We start from the raw sequence: 19164 nt of genomic DNA on the forward strand, positions 1-19164 counted from the left end.
ACCGAAAGCGCCATGCCCGCTCCCCGCGCGCCTAGGGAACATCACCCCCACCACAGGCATGGTCCTCATCTGGACAATCCCGGGCATCGATTTGCACCGTCACATGCCGTATGTCGAAACGTTGTCGCAGGATTTCCCGTACGAACTGCATGGCCCGTTCCGGGTTAGCCGCGGGCTGCAGTTGCAAGTGCAAGGTCGCCATGCGCGAGCCGGACGCGAGTTGCCACACATGCAGGTGATGGACCCCGCAAATGGAGGCGTCCGCCCCGCGCAGCGCACGCTCCACCTCTGCACTGTCCATGCCGTCGGGCACGCCTTCCAGGAGGATATGGGTGGACCGGCGCAACAAGCGCCAGGCGCTGTTGGCGATCAGCAACGCCACGACGATGGAAAGCGCCGGGTCCGCCCACAACCAGCCAAACAGCCCAATGGCCAGTGCAGCCACTACAGCCGCGAGGGAACCCAGCAGGTCACCCACCACATGCAACACGGCACTAGCCATGTTGAGGTCATCCCCGGCGTGTCCGTGCAGCATCCACAACACGAACAAGTTCACCAGCAGCCCGACGACGGCTACCACCAGCATGATCCCGGACAGGATGGCGTGCGGGTGCCACAGGCGGGTCACCGCCTCGTAGATGATCCACACGACCAGCGCCAGCTGGATCAGGGCATTGACGAACCCGACCAGCACCTCCATGCGCCCATAGCCATAGCTGCGCCGCGTATCGGCCGGACGCAAGGCAACCCAGGCACCGACTGAGGCCAGCAGCAGCGCCATGGCATCGACGAGCATGTGGCCAGCATCGGCCAGCAAGGCTAGCGAACCCGACCAGATTCCCCCGACCACTTCCACCACCAGCGTCACGCTGGTAAGCGCGAACGCCCACGCCAGCCGCCGGCTACGCACATCATCCGGACGCGCTATATGGTCGTGCGCGTGCATGTGGCCAGCTGGCGCGAGCGGGACGTTATTCATGCCTGAATGCTAAGGACACGGGCTGCGGTTACACAATCACCCGCCCGGTCCGATCAGTGCACGCATTGCGCACCCGGCAAGTGCAGCACCGCCACCCGCCGGCAGCTGCGCGAATTGCTGAAGTGCGCGCTCGCCAGTGACACCCCGCCAATGGTCACCAGCACGCTGTGCACGAGCAGCGCATGGCTGACCACGTCGCTGACCCCGAGCACCAGCAACGCGATGCCGAGCGCGGCCAGCAGCAAGGGCAACGGTTGCTGGTGACGGCGAAAACCCCGCGTGAGCACGACCATGGCCAGCACCGAGGCCAGCACGACGAAGCCGATTTCAAAACGATCATTGGCGAGAAAGCCGAGCCCGATGAACGGCAACATGACCAGCACGAAGGGCAGCGCCGCGCAATGGATGGCACACAGCAGCGACGCGCCGGCGCCGATACGGTCCGCGATCCGCCACGCAGGCGAGTTGCGGTTTTTCCCTGATTCCACGTAACCGGCGTGTGCCATCGGCGCAATTCCGAATCATGCTTGCGTTACATTATAACGCAAAATCGCTGCTCGCGGCTCGGGCCGGCACGCGCCGGAAGCACGTGCAACGGGATCAAGAAGCCCGCAGGCAGCGTTTGCACACGCCGTGCACTTCCAGGGTCTGCACCTGGGGGCGGAAGCCGAGCGCCATCGCCTGGGCCTCGATCAGCTCGGCGACGCGGTCATCGCAGACCTCCTGCGCGCTGGAACAGGTGTCGCAGATCAGGAACGGGACCTGGTGTGCCTCGGCCGGATGGTGGCAGGAGACAAACGCGTTGATCGACTCAAGCTTGTGGATGAAGTGGTTCTCGAGCAGGAAATCCAGCGCCCGGTAAACCGTCGGCGGCGCCGCGTTGCCATGCTTCTCACGCAACAGGTCGAGCAGGTCATAGGCCTTGACCGGCTTGTCGGCCTCGGCCACCAGCTTGAGGACTTCAGTACGCAGCGGTGTCAGGCGCAAGCCGCGTTCCTTGCTGACCCGCTTGACTACGCGCACAAAACCCTGCGCGTCACGCGGATGTGGGCGATGGGCAGGAGCGATGGGAACGATATCGTGACTCACGGCATGCACCTCGTGGCAACTATACACCGCGCCGCCCGCGGCTCCCCGGGCCGGAATGCGGCAACGGCGGCGGCAGGCGAGGCGCCGCGGGTGGCCTGAAAATCGTCACCAGCCAGCCGACCGGTCCGAGCACAAGGCCCCAGGCCAAGCCGCGGCGCCAGCTGCCATGCCAGCGTCCAAGCAGCGCACCGACCAAAGCAAAAGCGAGGTTCCACCACCAGAGCGCCTGCCAAGGCACCAGGGCCAGCACATGCGCATACATCTGCCAGAACGCGTCGGGCGCCGATGGATCCACACCGGCCACGGCGCGTGCCAGCAACTCATGCACGGAAGGCACCACCGACAGGCCGGATGCCGCCCATCAATACACAGTCACGCGCTGGCCAGCGCCATGGCGGCGTCGATCCGCCGCAAGGCCCGATCTTGCCCGGCCAGGTAGACGGTATCCTCGATCGAAGGCGACACCTGGGTCCCGGTCATCGCCACGCGCAATGGCTGCGCCACCTTGCCCATGCCCAGGCCAAGCTGCGTGGCAACCTGCGCCACCACCTCGTGGATGGCCGCTGGCGACCAGGCGGCCAGCGCCGCCAGCCGGGTCTTCAACTCCTGCAGAATGGGTGCCGCATTCGCATTGCGCAGATGCTTGGCCACGGCCTTGTCGTCCCATTGCGTGATTGGCGCATACCAGATGCGGGCGCGCTCGACCATCTCCACGAACGTATGTACGCGCTCGCGCAGCGCAATCAGCACATCCACCGGTGCCGGGCCGCCTGCGGTATCCACACCCGCCCGCCGGAGATGCCACTCGAACTCGCTGACCAGCGTCTGCGGATCGTCGGATTTCAAATAATGCTGGTTGATCCAGGCCAACTTCTCGATGTCGAAGCGCGACGCGGTCTTGTTGACGTCGCCAATATCGAACAGCGCGACCATCTCCTGCAACGAGAAAATCTCCTGGTCACCATGCGACCAGCCGAGGCGCACCAGGTAGTTCAACAACGCGTGCGGCAGGAAACCTTGTTCCCGGTATTCCATCACCCCAACCGCGCTGGTGCGCTTGGACAGCTTCTTGCCGTCTTTGTCGAGGATCATCGGCAGGTGCGCAAACTCGGGGATCCTGGCGCCGAGGGCTTCGTAGATGTTGATCTGCCGCGGCGTGTTGTTCACATGGTCATCGCCACGGATGACCTCGGTGATACCCATGTCGCTGTCGTCGACCACCACGGCGAAGTTGTAGGTAGGCCAGCCGTCCGAGCGGAAGATCACCAGGTCGTCCAGCTCGGCATTGGCCCACTCGACCCGACCCTTGATGCGGTCGTCGAAGACCACCGACCCCACGTGCGGCGTCTTGAAGCGGATGACCCGGTTGGGGTCATCGCGCCAGGGCTCGTTGCGTTCGCGGTAGTAACCGTTGTAACGCGGCTTCCCGCCGGCGGCCATCGCCGCCTCACGCATGGCCTCGATCTCTTCGCGGCTTTCATAGGCGTAATACGCCTTGCCGGCAGCCACCAGTTCGTTCGCCACCTGCTGGTAGCGGCCCAGGCGCTGGGTCTGGTAGATCGGTGCCTCGTCGGCCGTCAACCCCAGCCATTGCATGGCGTCGAGGATCGCCTGCACGGCGGCGTCCGTGGATCGCTCGCGATCGGTGTCCTCGATCCGCAGCAGGAATTCACCGCCGCGGCGACGGGCCTCGAGCCAGCAGTAGAGCGCCGTGCGTGCGCCACCAATGTGCAGGAATCCAGTCGGACTGGGGGCAAAGCGCGTGCGTACGGTCATTGGTTCTTCAACACTTCAGGCTGCGCGTGGCTCGCGCATGAGGATGCCGAGCAGTTCGGCAAGCTTGTCGCGCATTTCACGGCGGTCGACGATGAGATCGAGCGCGCCGTGCTCGAGCAGGAATTCGGAGCGCTGGAAGCCTTCAGGCAAGGTCTCGCGCACGGTCTGCTCGATGACCCGCGGCCCGGCAAAGCCGATCAGCGCCCGCGGTTCCCCGATATTGATGTCACCCAGCATGGCCAGGCTGGCCGACACGCCGCCGGTGGTCGGATTGGTCAGGACGCTGACGTAGGGCACGCCAGCGTTGCGCAGCCTGGCCAACGCGGCCGAGGTCTTGGCCATCTGCATCAGCGAGAACAGCGCTTCCTGCATGCGCGCGCCGCCGGTGGCGGAAAAACACACCAGTGCGCTGTGCTTGGCCAGCGCGCGTTCGGCGGCACGCGTGAACTTCTCGCCTACCACCGAGCCCATGGAGCCGCCCATATAGGCAAACTCGAACGCAGCGGCAACCAGCGGACGGCCTTTCAGCCGCCCATCCATCACCACCAGCGCATCCTTGGTGCCGGATTTCTTCTGCGCCGCCACGATGCGGTCGCGGTACTTCTTGCTGTCGCGGAACTTGAGCGGATCGACCGGCTCCATGCCGGCCCACAGCTCCTCCCCCGCGCCTTCGTCCAGCAGCGTGCGCAGGCGGGTCCGGGCCGGCAGTGCATGATGGTGGCCGCATTTCGGGCACACCATGAGGTTGCGCTCGAGCTCGGGTCGATAAAGCATGGCCGCGCAGCCATCACACTTGCCCCACACGCCCTCCGGCACCGAACCCTTGCCTATGTGTGGCTGCGGAACGCGCCCCGCCGGGTTCATGATTTTCTGCAACCAGTTCACATCGCGCTCCACTTCAGCTGCACAGTTGACGGATCGGCCTGTGGTGGACGACCCCAAGTCTTCGCCTGGACGCGGCATCGGCCATGTCGGCAGGCTGCGATGTCCGCGTCATGGCATATCGAGCGCCGTGCGTATCGGCGCCAGGAATTCCCGCGCGCGCGAGGCAATCGCCTCGGCAGTCATGGCGCCATCCAGGGCATCCACCAACGCGCTGCCTATCACCACGGCGTCGGCAAAACGGGCCACCGCCTTGGCCCCGGCCGCATCCCGAATGCCGAAGCCAACGGCCACGGGCTTGTCCGTATATCGCCGCAGCTGCGCGACATGGACGGCGACGTCATCTGCGCTCATATGCCGGTTGCCGGTGGTGCCGGCGACGGAAACATAATACAGGAAGCCCTCGACGGCCTTGCCCAGCGGGTCCATGCGCGCCGCAGCCGTGGTCGGCGCGGCCAACAGGATCTGCTGCAGGCCGGCAGCACGCAAGGGCCGCAACACGGCGGCTTCCTCCAGCGGGCAATCGACCACCAACACGCCGTCCACCCCGGCCGCCACGGCCTCCTGCGCAAACCGCGCGTAGCCATGGACCTCAAGCGGGTTCAAATAGCCCATCAGCACGATCGGAGTCGTGGCATCGCCGTGCCGGAACTCTTCGACCCAGCGCAGGATCCTGCCCAGGCCGACGCCCTTGGCAATGGCACGCTCACTGGCGTGCTGGATGACGGTGCCGTCCGCCATCGGATCGGAGAAAGGCACGCCCAGCTCGATCAGGTCGGCACCGGCGTCGACCAGCGCCTGCATGAGCACTACCGCATGTTCCGGCACCGGATCGCCGGCGGTGATGAACGGGATCAAGCCGGTGCGCGATGCGGCGGCCAGGGCGGCAAAGCGGTCGTCAATGCGGCTCATACGACCACCTGCTCGCGGGCCGCTATGGTGTGCACGTCCTTGTCGCCGCGTCCGGACAAGTTGCACAGGATCAGCGCATCGCGCGGGTACTGCCGTGCCAGCTTGATGGCCTGGGCCACCGCGTGGCTGGATTCCAGCGCGGCCAGGATGCCCTCCTGCCGGCACAACAGATGGAATGCCGCCAAGGCCTCCTCATCTGTTACGCCGACGTACTCGGCGCGGCCCGCGTCTTTCAGGAACGCATGCTCCGGACCCACGCCCGGATAATCCAGGCCGGCGGAAATCGAATGGGTCTCGGTGATTTGGCCGTCGTCATCGCACAGCACGTAAGTACGGTTGCCATGCAGGACACCGGGCCGCCCGGCCGCCAGCGACGCCGCGTGATGTCCCGTGGCCAGTCCTTCGCCAGCAGCTTCGGCGCCGACCATGCGCACCCCGGCATCGTTCAGGAACGCATGGAACAGGCCTATGGCGTTGGACCCGCCACCGACGCAGGCGGTCAACACGTCTGGCAGGCGCCCGAACTCCTGCAGCATCTGCGCCCGTGCCTCCCGCCCGACCACCGCATTGAAATCGCGCACCATCAGTGGATATGGATGCGGGCCGGCGACGGTGCCAATCATGTAGAAGGTGTCGGCGACGTTCGTGACCCAATCGCGCAAGGCCTCGTTGAGCGCATCCTTCAGGGTCCGCGAACCCGAGCGCACCGGGATCACCTCCGCGCCCAGCAGCTTCATCCGGTACACGTTCATCTTCTGCCGCTCGATGTCCACCTCGCCCATGTACACGGCACACTGCAAGCCCAGGCGGGCGGCCACCGTGGCGCTGGCCACGCCATGTTGGCCAGCACCGGTTTCGGCGATGATGCGCGGTTTGCCCATGCGCTTGGCCACCAGCGCCTGGCCGACGGTGTTGTTGATCTTGTGCGCGCCGGTGTGGTTCAAATCCTCGCGCTTGAACAGGATCTGTGCGCCGCCCACGTGCCGCGACAGGCGTTCGGCGTGATAGATCGGGCTGGGCCGGCCGACGTAATGCTTCAAGTCGCGATCCAGCTCGGCGATGAAAGCCGGGTCCTGGCGCCAGCGCAGATAGGCTTCGGTCAGCTCGGCCAGGGGTGCCATGAGCGTCTCGGCGACGTAGCTGCCGCCGTACGCGCCAAAGCGCCCCTGCGAATCCGGATATGCGTTGAAGTCCACTATCGCATTCATGTCGTCGGGTCGATCCAGTCCAGCGAGCGGCTCATTCCGGAACGCCAAGGCCGTTCGCTGCCGCAGGCACCGTCATCACGCACCATGCGCGGGACCGCCCATGTTAGCGACATCAGGGACTGCCGGCACGCATATCGCGTCCGCCACTGCCTGCCGGCGCGATGTCGGCCGTGCCGGGCACGGCTGGACTCAAGCGCGGTCGGCCACGCGCACGGCGTGCACAAAGGCGGCCAGCTTGTCTGCGTCCTTGATGCCTGGCGCCCGCTCCACCGCACTCGACACATCGACCGCCCAGGGGTGCAGCGCGTGGATCCCAGCAGCGATGTTGGCTGCATTCAGGCCACCGGCAAGGATGAGCGGCTGCGTGAGGCCCTTCGGTACCAGCGACCAGTCGAAGCTTTGCCCGCTCCCGCCGGGTTCGTCGCGACCATGTCCGTCCAGCAGCAGTGCGGCAGCATGCGGATACGCCGTCAGCCGCGGGAGCGCCGCGACGCCCTCACCCATGGCCACGGCTTTCATGAAGGGATGTCCAAATTGTGCGCACCAGGCGTCCGTTTCCCGGCCATGGAACTGCAGCAGCGACGGCCGCACGGTGTCCAGCACGTTCCACACCAGCGACGGTGCGTCGTCCATGAACAGGGCGACGCTGGCCACGAACGGCGGCAACGCCCCGACGATCTCCTGCGCGCGGACCAGGCTGACCCGGCGCGGACTGCGCGCGGCAAAGACCACCCCGATCGCATCGGCGCCCAGGCGCGCCGCCAGCAAGGCATCCTCGCTGCGTGTCATCCCGCAGAACTTGATGCGGGTCATGCCGTCACCTCGGCAGGCAGTCCCCAATGCGCCTCGTAGCGCGGGCCAATGAAGGTCAGTCCACTGGAAGGCGCGGTCGGCCCGGCGACCTGGCGGTTGCGGCGCTCCAGCAATTCCGCGAGCCATGACACCGGCTGCTCGCCGCGGCCAACCAGGAGCAGCGAGCCCACGATGTTGCGCACCATGTGATGTAAAAACCCGTTTGCCTCAATCTCCACCAGCACCTGCTCGCCCTCGCGGCGCACGCTGGCCGCGAGCACGGTACGCAGCGGATGCTTGGCCTGGCATGACAGCGCGCGGAACGCGGTGAAATCGTGGGCACCCAGCAGCGTCTGCAGCGCCGCATGCATCGCCGGCGCGTCCAGTGGCAGGCGCTCCCAGGTCACCCAGCGCGCATCCAGGGCCGCGCGCACCGGTCGATTGAGGATGCGGTAGCAGTAGCGGCGGCTGCGGGCGGCAAAACGCGCATGGAAATCCGGCGCCACCGGCTGCGCCCACAACACGGCAACGCTGGCCGGCAGGTTGGAACACGTACCCAACACCCAGCCGTACATTTCGCGCTGCGCCTCGGTATCGAAATGCACGACCTGGCAACGGGCATGCACGCCTGTGTCGGTGCGGCCAGCACAACGCACGGTCACGGGATGCGCGGCGACCCGGGACAAGGCCTGCTCGACCACCGCCTGCACGCTGGAGCCTTCGACCAGGCGCTGCCAGCCGAGGTAATCTGTGCCGTCGTACTCAATACCCAAGGCTATACGCATGAGGAGCAACTGCGCTCAAAAGCCGCAACTTTAGCAGCGCCACTCTCCTCCTGCGTGCTTGAAGCACTTGTCGCTCAGGTTGGCAGGCCGCCCAGCAAACCGATGGCGACATCCTTCTGCATCTGGCTGCCTTCTTTCAGGACCTCATCGAGCATGGCTCGTGCACCCTCTTCGTCGCCCATGTCGAGATAGGCGCGAGCCAGGTCGAGCTTGGTATCGATCGGATCATCGTTGAACTCGCCCAGTTGGTCGTCCACGCCGTCGATTTCCGGCGCGGGCGCGGTATCCACCTCATCCACCGGGCTTCCCGGATCCGCAGACGCCACGGTGGCGTCCGGCTGATCGGGACTGACGTCGAGCTGCTCGGAAACGGCGTACAGCCCGGCTGGCGTCTCCGTGTCGCCAAACTCCAACGGGACATCAGCGGCCGTCAGGTCGCCAGCCGAGGCTTCGGCGCCTGCCGGCGACTCCACGACGGGGGTCACCAGGGTTGCGTCGTCGTCCGCGTAATCGTCGATGTCGAAATCTTCCAGCGGCGTATGGTCCGGCGCGCCGGGCGGCTGCACCAGGTGCGAGAACAGCGGGTGTTCGGGTACCAGGTCTTCACCCATGTGCACCACGTCCTGCCATTCGTCCTGCTGCGGGTCGGTGATGTGCGCATACATCGCTTCCGCCGCCGCCTCGAAGTGCTCGACGTCCCGACGCGAGTAATACAACGTCACCAACTGCAGGTGCAGGTCGAGATCATCCGGGTGCCCGGCAAGCTGGTCCAGCAGTTCGTCATGGTCGACATCGCCCGTCGTCGGTTCGTCAGTTGCGTCTGCGGCGCCAAAGCTGTCGGCAAGCGACGGCGCGATCTTGCCCGCAGGTGAGGCCGGGCGCTTGCGGGGGCGACCGAGCAAGCCCCCCAGGATCAGCAGCACGACAACGCCGATGCCGGCAATCCAGGCCCAGGTTTGCATGTACCAGGGTTGTTGTGCCGGTGCCGCCGGCGTCGCAGCAGCCGAAGTCGCGGCGGACTTGACCCCCGAGGTCGACGCAGGCGTAGCCTGCGCGCTGGCGGCAACACTCGTTGCCGAAGCGGCCACACCCGCACTGCCCGTGGCGGGCGGCACGGCTGCGAGGCTTGACGCCGCGTTGGCCGGAGCTGTCGCCGCCATGGATCGTGCCGCCGATTGCGCCCTCGCCAGGGCGCCGGCCGCAGGGGCCGCTGCCTTGCCGGTGGCCGTCGGAGCTGGCGTCGCCGTGCTCCCCTTGCGCGCCGCCGCCAATCTCGCCTGCAGCTCGGCAATCTCACTATCCTTCAGCGACAGCAGGCGCGCGCTTTTGCGGTTCACGTCATCGAGTTGCTTCACGTGGGCCTGCAAATCGGAGACTTGCTGCCGTTCGCTGGCCAGGCTTTCCCGGGCCTGCAGCAGACTCTTGCGCAGCTCGGCAGCCGACTCGCCGGCAGCGTTGCCGCCGGTACCGGCCTTGCCCGTATCCTTTGCCGCCAGCAAGGCCAGCCGGTCGCCGCTGTTCGCGGCGCCAGTCGCGGCAGTATTCGTGGCGGGCGAGCGCGTTGCCGCGTCCGCCACGGCTGCCGGCGTGCCGAGCTCACCCCCACGCCATTCGCCATTCTGCCGGCGGACCTCGGCGATCGCCGCTGCCACGGTCAAGGCCTGGGCGTCTGTCGCGCTCGGTACGCGCAGCACGGCACCCGTTTTCAAGGTATTGATGTTGTCGCGATAGAACGCATCCGGGTTGGCCTGCTTGATCGCCAGCAGCATCTGGTTGATGTCCACGCCGGCCGGCAAGGTCTGTTGCGCAATCCCAGTCAAGGTCTGGCCTCGCTCCACCGGCCCATACGTGCCCTTGGTCACGGCTCCCGCGGTCTGGGCTGTGGCGGCAGGCGCCGCCGCTGGCGCAACTGCGGCAGGCCGTGTGGCCGATGCAGGCGGCGCGGCAGCCGGGCGCGCCGCGGGGGCAGGGCTGGCGGGGGCAGGTGCCGGGGCTTGCGCGCGGGCAACCGGTGCCTCGGTCGCGCCCGGCGGATCGAGAAGTATGGCGAATTCGTGCACGCTCTTGCCGGTCGCCGTGTTCACGTCCAACAGCAGGTCGAGGTAGGGATCGTCGACAGGCGCGCTGCTGGAGATGCGGATGAAGTGCTGACCGCCCGGACCGGCAACGACACTGAAGCTCAAGGGCACCGACGCGCGGCCACCGACGATGCCGGCTCGTTCGTATTCGCCGGGCGAGGCCAGGCTTGCCGTCAAGTCCTTCAATTCGGCCGGGCTTGCGCCGTGCAGTGGGATTTCCGCCAGGAGCGGCTGGCCAAGATTGGAGAGGACCCGAACCTGGCCAAAATCCACGGCCAGCAGTTGTGTGCTGCACAGCGTCAAGGCGACCAGCAGCGGCAACTTCAACAAGCGATTCATCGTGTATCCCCCGGACGCCGTCATGGCGCCATTCGTGGGGTTGCCGCACTGCGGCAACCAGCCCAAGCGAGTGGTCACTTTAATTAGAAGTGCCCCAATCAACAATACCTGCAACCACTAGATAAAGTGCAGTATGAAGACTTGTGTCCAAGTTCAATGCAGCAGCTTGGATTCCTGATGGCCGGTGACCTGCAACTGGCGCCGCAAGGCTTGGATCTCGCGATCCTGCTCGCTTAGCCGGCGCTGGATTTCCTGGCGCCTGGCCTCCGCGGCCGAAACGGCCTGCTGCAATCGCTTGATCGCCGGTTGCGCTGCCCGGGTGCTGCGTGCGGCCGGCGTCTCGGCGACCGTCGCGGCAACCGAGGCCTGGCTTGGCGACTGGGCTGCCACGCCACCGACGACCGCTGCCAGGATCCAGCCCGCCAGGACCGTTACGGAGCGCCCTCGCATCACAAGTAGTCCTCAATCAGCAACTCGGCGATCTGTACGGCATTGAGCGCGGCGCCCTTGCGGATATTGTCCGCCACCACCCAGAGGTCCAGGCCGCGGTCGTGCGAAATATCCGCGCGCAAGCGGCCGACGAAGACGGCATCGTGTCCGGCCGCCTCGCCGACCGGGGTCGGATAGCCGCCCGGCTTGCGCTCATCCATCAACACCACACCCGGCGCCTGGCGCAACAGTTCCCGTGCGGCATCCACGCTGATGGCATCCCGGGTCTCGATGTGCACGGCTTCGGCGTGTCCGTAGAACACGGGCACGCGCACCGCCGTCGGGTTCACCCGGATCGACTCGTCCTCCAGGATCTTGCGCGTTTCCCATACCAGCTTCATTTCCTCTCGCGTATAACCATTCGCTTCAAAATCATCGATTTGTGGGATGACATTAAAGGCGATTTGCGCCGGGAATTTCGTGCGCGGCTGCGCACCCTGGAAATTCAGCAGGGACGCCGTCTGCCTGCCCAGCTCCTCCATGCCCGAGCGTCCGGCCCCCGATACGGATTGGTAGGTCGCCACATTGATGCGTTCGATGCCCACCGCGCGATGGATCGGCGCCAGCGCCACCAGCATCTGCATCGTCGAACAATTCGGGTTGGCGACAATACCGCGTGCGGCATAATCCGCCAGCGCGTGCGGGTTCACCTCGCTCACCACCAGGGGAATGTCATCCTGGTAGCGGAACTCCGAGGTGTTGTCGATCACCACGGCACCCGCCGCCGCCGCCCGTGGCGCATGCACGCGGCTGACCGCGCCGCCGGCGGAGAAAAACGCGATGTCCACCCCGGCAAAGTCATAGGTCGCCAGGTCGCGAACGGTCAGGGCACGCTGCCCGAAGCGCACCGTGTCTCCGGCCGAACGCTCGCTCGCCACGGCTACGAGTTCGCTCACCGGGAAGCTGCGTTCGGCCAGGATGCCGAGCAAGGTTTCGCCGACCGCGCCGGTGGCACCGACCATGGCGACCTTGTAGCTGCTCTTTTTGCTCATGGACTGACTACGGTTCCGAGAGTGGGTGAAGGCTGCCGTCGCTGGCCGTCAGCACGGCCGGATTGAGGACGTTCGGCCGCTTGCCGGCAGCAGGTGGCCGTTCCCGACCGAAGAAAGCCATGACATCCCGACCGCCAAAGCCATCATGACCACCGCGCCCGTGGCACGGGCGACATGCAGGCTGAACGATGCATTCTTGCACGCCGGCAGGCCGGAATTGACCGGGTCGGGCGGGAAATCTCACCCGCGGCCGGTCCGCTGGTGATCCGTGCATGACTCAGCCTTCCGGTCCGGCGGGAATGCGCGGGCTCACCACGCCAACGTCGCCGCATTGCGCGCGATGGCGCAAGGCCTGGTCGATCAAGACCAGCGCAACCATGGCTTCGGCGATCGGCGTGGCACGGATACCGACGCAGGGGTCGTGTCGACCCTTGGTGACCACCTCGGTCGGCTCGCCCGCCAGGTCCACGCTGTGCCCCGGGACGAGGATGCTCGAGGTCGGCTTCAGCGCGATCGAGACGCGCAACGCCTGGCCGGTACTGATGCCGCCCAGGATGCCGCCGGCATGATTCGAGGCAAAGCCATCCACGTGCATTTCGTCGCGGTGCTGGCTGCCACGTTGCGTCACGACCGCAAAGCCGTCGCCGACCTCGACCCCCTTGACGGCGTTGATCGACATCAGTGCGGCCGCCAATTCACCATCCAGCTTGCCGTATACCGGCTCGCCCCAGCCGGGCGGAATGCCATCGGCCACGACGTCGACGCGCGCACCCACCGAGTCGCCCGCCTTGCGCAACTGGTTGATGTGCGTTTCCAGCGCAGGCACCTGCGGCGCATGCGGCCAAAAGAACGGATTGGCTTCGATTGCATTCCAGTCGAAGCCTTCCGGGAGGATGTCACCCAACTGGGCCAGGTAGCCACGTACGCGCACGCCATGTCGTTCGGCCAGCCACTTCTTGGCGATGACGCCGGCCGCAACGCGCATCGTCGTCTCGCGCGCCGAGGCCCGACCGCCGCCACGGGGATCGCGGATGCCATACTTTTGCCAATACGTGTAGTCGGCATGCCCCGGCCGAAACGTCTGCGCAATGCGCTCGTAGTCACGACTGCGCTGGTTGGTATTGCGGATCAACAGGGCTATCGGCGTGCCGGTGGTCCGGCCCTCGTAGATCCCGGAAAGGATCTCCACCTCGTCAGCCTCATGGCGCTGCGAGGTGTAGCGGCTGCGCCCGGTGGAGCGGCGAAGCAGGTCGGGCTTGAACTCGTCGGACGCCAGGGGCAGGCCGGGCGGGCAGCCGTCGACCACGCAACCAATCGCCGGGCCATGGCTCTCGCCAAAGGTGGTGACGGTGAACAGCTTGCCAAAGGAGTTGCTGGACACGAATGACGATCGCCCGAAATGACCGGCACAGCTTAGCGACAACCCGCGGCAGGCAACAACCTCAGGAAAGTCCTGGACGTCCCGCCGCCGCAGCATGGATTGCCGCGGCGTGGTCAAGCAGGTCCGCCCGTTCCACGGCAAACACGCCCATGGCGCCGACCCTGAATTCCAGCCATACCAGCGGCAGCCCGGGCAACATCGCGCCGAGCGCCCGCTCGCTCTCGCCGACCTCGACGATCAGCAGGCCCTGCTCGGTGAGGTGCGCGGCGGCACCATCCAATATGCGCAGGCAGAGATCCAGCCCGTCCTCCCCAGCCAGCAGGCCACGCTGCGGTTCGTGCGCGTACTCCGCCGGCAGCGCCGCGTACTCGGCGTCGGTGACATAGGGGGGGTTGCTGACGATCAGGTCGTAGCGACGCCCGTCCAATCCGGCAAACAGGTCCGAACGAATCGCCTGGACGCGGTCGCCGAGCTGGTGCCGCGCGATGTTTTCGGCGGCCAGCGCCAGCGCATCGGCATCGATGTCGGCCAGATCCACGCACCAATCCGGGTTGTACGCGGCCATCGCGATGCCGATGCAACCCGAACCCGTGCACAGGTCCAGCGCGGCCTCGACCGGACGCTCGTCCAGCCAGGGAGCGAAGCCCGATTCAATCAGCTCGGCAATCGGCGAACGCGGCACCAGGGCCCGGCGGTCGCTCTTGAACTGGAGCCCGGCAAACCAGGCCTCCCCGACCAGGTAGGCCACCGGCACGCGTTCGGCAATGCGTCGCTCGATGAGCTCGAGGATCCTGGTGCGCTCGGTCTGGACCAGCTTGCCCGCAGCGTACGCCGGCGGCAGGTCGGGCGGCAGGTGCAAGCTGGCCAGGACCAGGTGCGTCGCCTCGTCAATCGGGTTGTCGTGGCTGTGACCGAAGGTGAGCCCGGCAGCGGCAAAGCGGCTGGCCGCGTAGCGGATGAAATCGATGATGGAAGCGAGTTCTGCAGTCACGGTCGCTCCGATGGCGGGCAGGCGGTCGCCGAGTATACGACCGGCACCGGTCCGGTCCGGCCGTTCCGTATACTCCGCCGATGAGCATTCGCCTGCTGCTGCAATACATCCTGCCCCATCGCGCCTTGTCCCGGCTGGTCTACCATGCCACGCGCTGGACCTTTACGCCGTGGAAGAACTGGCTGATTGGCGCGGTGCTGCGCCGCTACCAGGTCGACATGAGCGAGGCGCTGCAGCCTGACGCGTTGGCCTATCAGCACTTCAACGCCTTCTTCACCCGCCGGCTGCGGCGGGAAGCGCGCCGGCCCGATGCCGATGCACAGGCGCTGTTGTCCCCGGCCGATGGCCGCATCAGCCAGGCCGGAGCGATCGTCGACGGCCGCGTGTTCCAGGCCAAGGGCCAGGACTACAGCGTCGTCGAGCTGCTGGGCAGCGACGAGGCGGCAGCGGCGCCCTATTGTGCCGGAAGCTTCGTTACTATCTACCTCTCGCCACGCGACTATCACCGCGTACACATGCCACTGGCCGGTACGCTGCGCGAGACCGTGCACGTGCCGGGGCGGATTTTCAGCGTGGCGCCGTTTGCGGTGGCCGGGATCCCGCGCCTGTTTGCCCGCAACGAGCGCCTGGTATGCCATTTCGAAGGGCCACAGGGCCGATTCGCGGTGGTAATGGTTGGCGCCATGCTGGTGTCGTCGATTGCGACAGTCTGGGACGGGTTGGTGATTCCGCCCTACGCGGCCGCGATCGGACGCAGATCCTTCGCCGACCATCCGGTCACGCTCGAGCGCTTTGCCGAGATGGCGCGCTTCAACATGGGTTCCACCGTCATCGTGCTGCTGCCGGGCGGCACCGCCGTGCTCGATGCGTGGCAGCCGGACCAGTCCGTGCGCGTCGGCGAACGCCTGGGTCGATGCGTGGCTGCATCGACACCAGGCTGAACCGGCGGCGCAGCATCAGCGACTCAGAACTTGCCGACGAAGTCGCGCTTGCCAATCTCCACCCCGGCGTGGCGCAGCAGCGCATAGGCCGTGGTGACATGGAAGAAGAACTGCGGCAGGGCGTAGTGCAGGAGATACTTGTCGCCGCTGAAGTGGCCTTCGTGCGGCGTGCCGGGATGGACGGTCACATCGCGCTTCTCGCTACCTTCGAACTGCGCAGGCGTCAGCGCGGCAACCGCACGCAAAACCTCGGCGACCTGCGCACGCAAGCCGGCAAAGGTATCGCCCGGGTGCTTGGCTTGCGGCACGTCGACACCAGCCAGGTCGGTCGCGACGCTGCGCGCGAAGTGGCAGGCAATCGCCACCTGGCGGGAAAACGTGAACATGTCCGGAAACAGCCGCGACTGGATCAGCGCCGACGGCTCGATGTGCTTCTCCGCCGCATGATGCTCGGCCTTCTCCAGGATGGCGTCGAGGCTGCCCAGCATCTGCCGCAATACCGGGACGGACGCGTCGTACATGCATGTGCCCATTTGAACTCCTCAATGAGTTGGAAAAACTGCGCGAGTATATGCCTGCAGGTCGGCGGTATCCCGGCCCTTGTCGGCGGCGCATCAATTCGGCGGGCGCACAAACGCAGGACGGCCCGCCTGCCCTTCAAGCCGGCGTCGCAGGGAGCTCGTGCCGGAAGTCGCCCCGCAAGCGCTGCCATTCCAGCTTCAGCCACGGCGTGAACTGGTCCGAGGATGCCGCCATCTCGGCATCCAGCGCCTCCGGCATGATGAAGCGCCAGGCCGCGACTTCCGTGCGGTTGGCCTGCACGGGCGCGTCCGTGGTGCCGACAAACACCGAGCACAACTCATGCTCAGACCCCGATATGCCGTAGCGCGCGTGGTACTGGAATTTGTACACATGGCGCAGGTGGCAATGCATGCCCATCTCCTGCCACAGGCGGCGTTGCGCGGCTTCGTCCAGGCTCTCGCCACGGCGCGGATGACTGCAGCAGGTGTTGGCCCAGTAGCTCGGCCACAGGCGCTTGCCGGCACTGCGTTGCTGCAGCAGCAAAGCACCGGCCGGGTTGAACACGAACAGGGAGAACGCGCGATGCAGGACGCCGTCGCCATCGTGGCACGCGGCCTTGCTTGCATGGCCCAGGACGCGGTCCAGCGCATCGACCAGGATCAGTTCCTCGGCTTCCGACGAGACGCCGGCGCCAGCGGCTGGCTGCTTATCCAAACATCACCTCCATCGCCTGGAAGCCGGCGTTCTGCATGGCCTGCACGACCTTCTGGCCACCTTCAGGGCACAGCGCAATCACTGAACCGCCACCGCCACCGCCGGTGAGCTTGGCGCCGACCGCGCCGTTGTCGCGGGCCAGCTGCACCAGCTGCTCGATCGGCGAACAGGACACCTGCAGCGCGTTCAACTGGCCCTGGCAGATGTTCATCAACTCACCGAGCTGGGCGATGTCGCCAGCCCGCAGCGCATCGAGCGCGTGCAGAGTCAAGGTGTCAATCTCGTCGAAGATGCGCTCATACAAGGCGCGGTTGCGCTCCCAGGCCTCATGCACCCGCGCCACCATGCGCGCCGTCAGGCTCTCGGTACCGCTCATGCCGATCACCAGCGGCAGGGGCCGGTGCAGATCCAGGGTCTGTACCTTGGGCGGATCGCCACGCTGGTAGAGCAATGGCCGCCCAAACGTGGCCACCGTGTTGTCGATGCCGGAGGGCGTGCCATGGGCGATGCGTTCGCACTGGAACGCCAGCGCACAAATCCGCTCGTCGCCCAGGTTGAGCCGGCAGTAGCTGTCCAGCGCGCGGATCACCGCCACTGCCAACGCCGCCGAGCCGCCCAGGCCCATCGCGCGCGGCACGCAGGGATAGGCCTCGATCTGCAGGTTGCGGTCGGCAATGCCCAGCGTTTCCAGGATCATCAGCAGCGAGCGCTGGAACGAATCGGGACTGGCCACGCCCTTTTGCAGCCGCTGCTCGATGCCCCAGCGCGGGATCACCAGGTGGATGCCCTGCTCCGCCGCCTGCACGCGCGCGCGGATCGCCAGCGGCACCGGCCCGGCAATCGCGTGGCGGCCATACACCACGGCGTGCTCGCCAAGCAGGATGACCTTGCCGTGTCCGGCCGAGAACTCCTCGACGGCAGCCTGTTGCGCACGGCGCGCCGGCTTGGGCGTGCTGTCCTGGCGCAGCTCGGCGACGATCTGCTGTGCCCGCCAGATCTTGATCTCGCCTTCGGCCTGCAGGCGCCGGACCACGGCGTCGAAGATCTCCGCCGTGGCGCCGGCGGCAATCGCCACGCTGCGCGCGTGCAGGTGCATGTGCCCGTGCTGGATGCCATCGGTGACCAGGGCGCGCAAGGCGGAAAAATTCTGCGCCAGGCCCACGGCGCCCATCACCTCGGCCAGCTCACGGGCACTCTTCACCCCGAGCAGGTGGTGGTTGAGCGCCACGGTGGGGTTGGATTGCAACGGGCCCCCGACGATGCCTACCTTCATCGGCATCTCGATGCTGCCGACCAGGTTGCCGTCCGCATCCTTGGACCAGCTGGTCAAGGCGGTATACGCCGTGCCCCTGGCGGCATAGGCATGGGCAGCGGCCTCCAGCGCCCGCCAGTCGTTGCCGGTGGCCAGGGCCACCGCATCCACGCCGTTCATCACGCCCTTGTTGTGCGTGGCCGCCCGGTAGGGGTCGACAATCGCCAGGTCGTTTGCGCGGATGATGCCGTCGCGCACTTCCGCGCCGTCATGGTCCTTGGCCTCGAGGAGGCTCGTCGGGATGACGCACCTGGCCCAGACCATCGCTCGGTCGCTCAGGTTGGAGAGGATGCGCAGGAAGACCTTGCCGCCGGTGATCGACTCGACCAGCGGCGCCACGCCCTCGCACATCGAGTTGACCAGGTTGGCGCCCATGGCGTCGCAGGTGTCGACCAGCAGATGCAGCACCACCATGTCGCCGGCGCCATCCGGTGCAGCGTGGATCACCACCTCGATGTCCCTGGCCCCGCCACCGCGCGCCACCATCTTTGGATGCAGGCTGTTCGCCAGATTGAGGATCTCATCCTTGCGCTGCAGCAGGGCAATGCGCGCCTGGCTCGAATGCGCGACATCGACCACCTGGACTTGGCCGATCAGCACCGGCTCAGTGCTGCGCGTGGCGAAGCCACCAGCGCCGCGCACCAGTTTTGCCGCCGCGCTCAACGCCGCCACGATGGACGGCTCTTCGACCACCAGCGGGATGACATAGTCCTTGCCGTTGATGAGGAAATTGAGCCCGAGGCCGACCGGCAGGCCCATGACGCCGACCACGTTCTCGATCATCTTGTCGGCCAGGGCGACGCCCAGGGTATGTTCGCCGCTCAGCCAGGCGCGATAGTCCTGTGGCGACAACAGGCCACGCTCGTGCACCAGTTGTACGCGTTCACTGACCGAAAGCTTGTAGAACCCGGGCATGCGTGCCCGATTGGCCTTGCGCGTCGGGCCCGGGGTTGTTGGCTGTTGCAGGTCGACCATGCCCTTC

At 66.4% G+C, this 19164-nt stretch carries 19 protein-coding genes; 1 reads left to right on the forward strand and 18 read right to left on the reverse strand.

The features are described from left to right. Nucleotides 1–31: 31 nt before the first annotated feature. From AC3WJB_RS12320 to prmB, 15 genes are all read right to left on the reverse strand, one after another. A complete protein-coding gene (locus tag AC3WJB_RS12320; protein ID WP_492681924.1) occupies nucleotides 32–979 on the reverse strand; it encodes a cation diffusion facilitator family transporter in 948 nt (315 codons plus the stop codon). Between the two features lie 53 nt (nucleotides 980–1032). After that, entirely contained in the window at nucleotides 1033–1485 is a 453-nt protein-coding gene (locus AC3WJB_RS12325; protein ID WP_492681926.1) for a MerC domain-containing protein, read from the reverse strand. A 94-nt stretch (nucleotides 1486–1579) separates the two neighbouring features. Next, complete coding sequence (locus AC3WJB_RS12330) at nucleotides 1580–2077, reverse strand: transcriptional repressor (RefSeq protein ID WP_492683198.1); 498 nt, start codon at nucleotides 2075–2077, stop codon at nucleotides 1580–1582. A 10-nt stretch (nucleotides 2078–2087) separates the two neighbouring features. Beyond that, nucleotides 2088–2396 (reverse strand): hypothetical protein, encoded by a 309-nt coding sequence (locus AC3WJB_RS12335; RefSeq protein WP_492681928.1) that lies wholly within the window; start codon nucleotides 2394–2396, stop codon nucleotides 2088–2090. Nucleotides 2397–2440: 44 nt separating this feature from the next. After that, nucleotides 2441–3844: a glutamate--tRNA ligase gene (gene gltX, locus AC3WJB_RS12340; protein ID WP_492681930.1), complete on the reverse strand. Its 1404-nt coding sequence runs from the start codon at nucleotides 3842–3844 to the stop codon at nucleotides 2441–2443. A 15-nt stretch (nucleotides 3845–3859) separates the two neighbouring features. Next, the gene (accD, locus tag AC3WJB_RS12345; protein WP_492681932.1) at nucleotides 3860–4729 is read right to left on the reverse strand and encodes an acetyl-CoA carboxylase, carboxyltransferase subunit beta; all 870 of its coding nucleotides are present in this window, start codon (nucleotides 4727–4729) and stop codon (nucleotides 3860–3862) included. Nucleotides 4730–4837: 108 nt separating this feature from the next. Then, complete coding sequence (trpA, locus tag AC3WJB_RS12350) at nucleotides 4838–5638, reverse strand: tryptophan synthase subunit alpha (RefSeq protein WP_492681934.1); 801 nt, start codon at nucleotides 5636–5638, stop codon at nucleotides 4838–4840. After that, nucleotides 5635–6846, reverse strand: a complete 1212-nt coding sequence (gene trpB / locus AC3WJB_RS12355) for a tryptophan synthase subunit beta (RefSeq protein WP_492681936.1) — start codon at nucleotides 6844–6846, stop codon at nucleotides 5635–5637. The genes trpA and trpB overlap by 4 nt, the downstream gene beginning before the upstream one ends. Nucleotides 6847–7035: 189 nt before the next feature. Continuing rightward, nucleotides 7036–7659 carry a phosphoribosylanthranilate isomerase gene (locus AC3WJB_RS12360; protein ID WP_492681938.1) on the reverse strand — a complete coding sequence of 208 codons (624 nt, stop codon included), beginning with the start codon at nucleotides 7657–7659 and terminating at the stop codon, nucleotides 7036–7038. Next, on the reverse strand, nucleotides 7656–8423 hold the full coding sequence (gene truA, locus AC3WJB_RS12365; RefSeq protein ID WP_492681940.1) for a tRNA pseudouridine(38-40) synthase TruA: 768 nt from the start codon (nucleotides 8421–8423) through the stop codon (nucleotides 7656–7658). The genes AC3WJB_RS12360 and truA overlap by 4 nt, the downstream gene beginning before the upstream one ends. 74 nt (nucleotides 8424–8497) lie before the next feature. Beyond that, entirely contained in the window at nucleotides 8498–10840 is a 2343-nt protein-coding gene (locus tag AC3WJB_RS12370; RefSeq protein WP_492681942.1) for a FimV/HubP family polar landmark protein, read from the reverse strand. 153 nt (nucleotides 10841–10993) lie between these two features. Further along, a complete protein-coding gene (locus AC3WJB_RS12375) occupies nucleotides 10994–11290 on the reverse strand; it encodes a hypothetical protein (RefSeq protein WP_492681944.1) in 297 nt (98 codons plus the stop codon). Continuing rightward, entirely contained in the window at nucleotides 11290–12321 is a 1032-nt protein-coding gene (locus tag AC3WJB_RS12380; protein ID WP_492681946.1) for an aspartate-semialdehyde dehydrogenase, read from the reverse strand. Before AC3WJB_RS12380 ends, AC3WJB_RS12375 begins: the two co-directional genes overlap by 1 nt. A gap of 277 nt (nucleotides 12322–12598) precedes the next feature. Then, nucleotides 12599–13702 (reverse strand): chorismate synthase, encoded by a 1104-nt coding sequence (gene aroC / locus AC3WJB_RS12385; RefSeq protein WP_492681948.1) that lies wholly within the window; start codon nucleotides 13700–13702, stop codon nucleotides 12599–12601. A 61-nt stretch (nucleotides 13703–13763) separates the two neighbouring features. Next, nucleotides 13764–14693 carry a 50S ribosomal protein L3 N(5)-glutamine methyltransferase gene (gene prmB, locus AC3WJB_RS12390; protein ID WP_492681950.1) on the reverse strand — a complete coding sequence of 310 codons (930 nt, stop codon included), beginning with the start codon at nucleotides 14691–14693 and terminating at the stop codon, nucleotides 13764–13766. A gap of 80 nt (nucleotides 14694–14773) precedes the next feature. Between prmB and asd the strand changes: the two genes are divergently transcribed. Next, nucleotides 14774–15634, forward strand: a complete 861-nt coding sequence (gene asd / locus AC3WJB_RS12395; RefSeq protein WP_492681952.1) for an archaetidylserine decarboxylase — start codon at nucleotides 14774–14776, stop codon at nucleotides 15632–15634. Between the two features lie 23 nt (nucleotides 15635–15657). Here asd and AC3WJB_RS12400 read toward each other — a convergent pair whose 3' ends face one another. The 3 genes from AC3WJB_RS12400 to AC3WJB_RS12410 all read right to left on the reverse strand — a co-directional run bounded on the left by AC3WJB_RS12400 (nucleotide 15658) and on the right by AC3WJB_RS12410 (nucleotide 19157). Next, nucleotides 15658–16167 (reverse strand): DUF1993 domain-containing protein, encoded by a 510-nt coding sequence (locus AC3WJB_RS12400; protein ID WP_492681954.1) that lies wholly within the window; start codon nucleotides 16165–16167, stop codon nucleotides 15658–15660. 124 nt (nucleotides 16168–16291) lie between these two features. Then, nucleotides 16292–16870 carry an isopentenyl-diphosphate Delta-isomerase gene (idi, locus tag AC3WJB_RS12405; RefSeq protein WP_492681956.1) on the reverse strand — a complete coding sequence of 193 codons (579 nt, stop codon included), beginning with the start codon at nucleotides 16868–16870 and terminating at the stop codon, nucleotides 16292–16294. Beyond that, nucleotides 16863–19157, reverse strand: coding sequence for a hydroxymethylglutaryl-CoA reductase, degradative (locus AC3WJB_RS12410; RefSeq protein WP_492681958.1), 2295 nt, complete (start codon nucleotides 19155–19157; stop codon nucleotides 16863–16865). The genes idi and AC3WJB_RS12410 overlap by 8 nt, the downstream gene beginning before the upstream one ends. Between the last annotated feature and the right edge of the window lie 7 nt (nucleotides 19158–19164).

This window comes from Rhodanobacter sp. FW510-R10, from assembly GCF_058781105.1.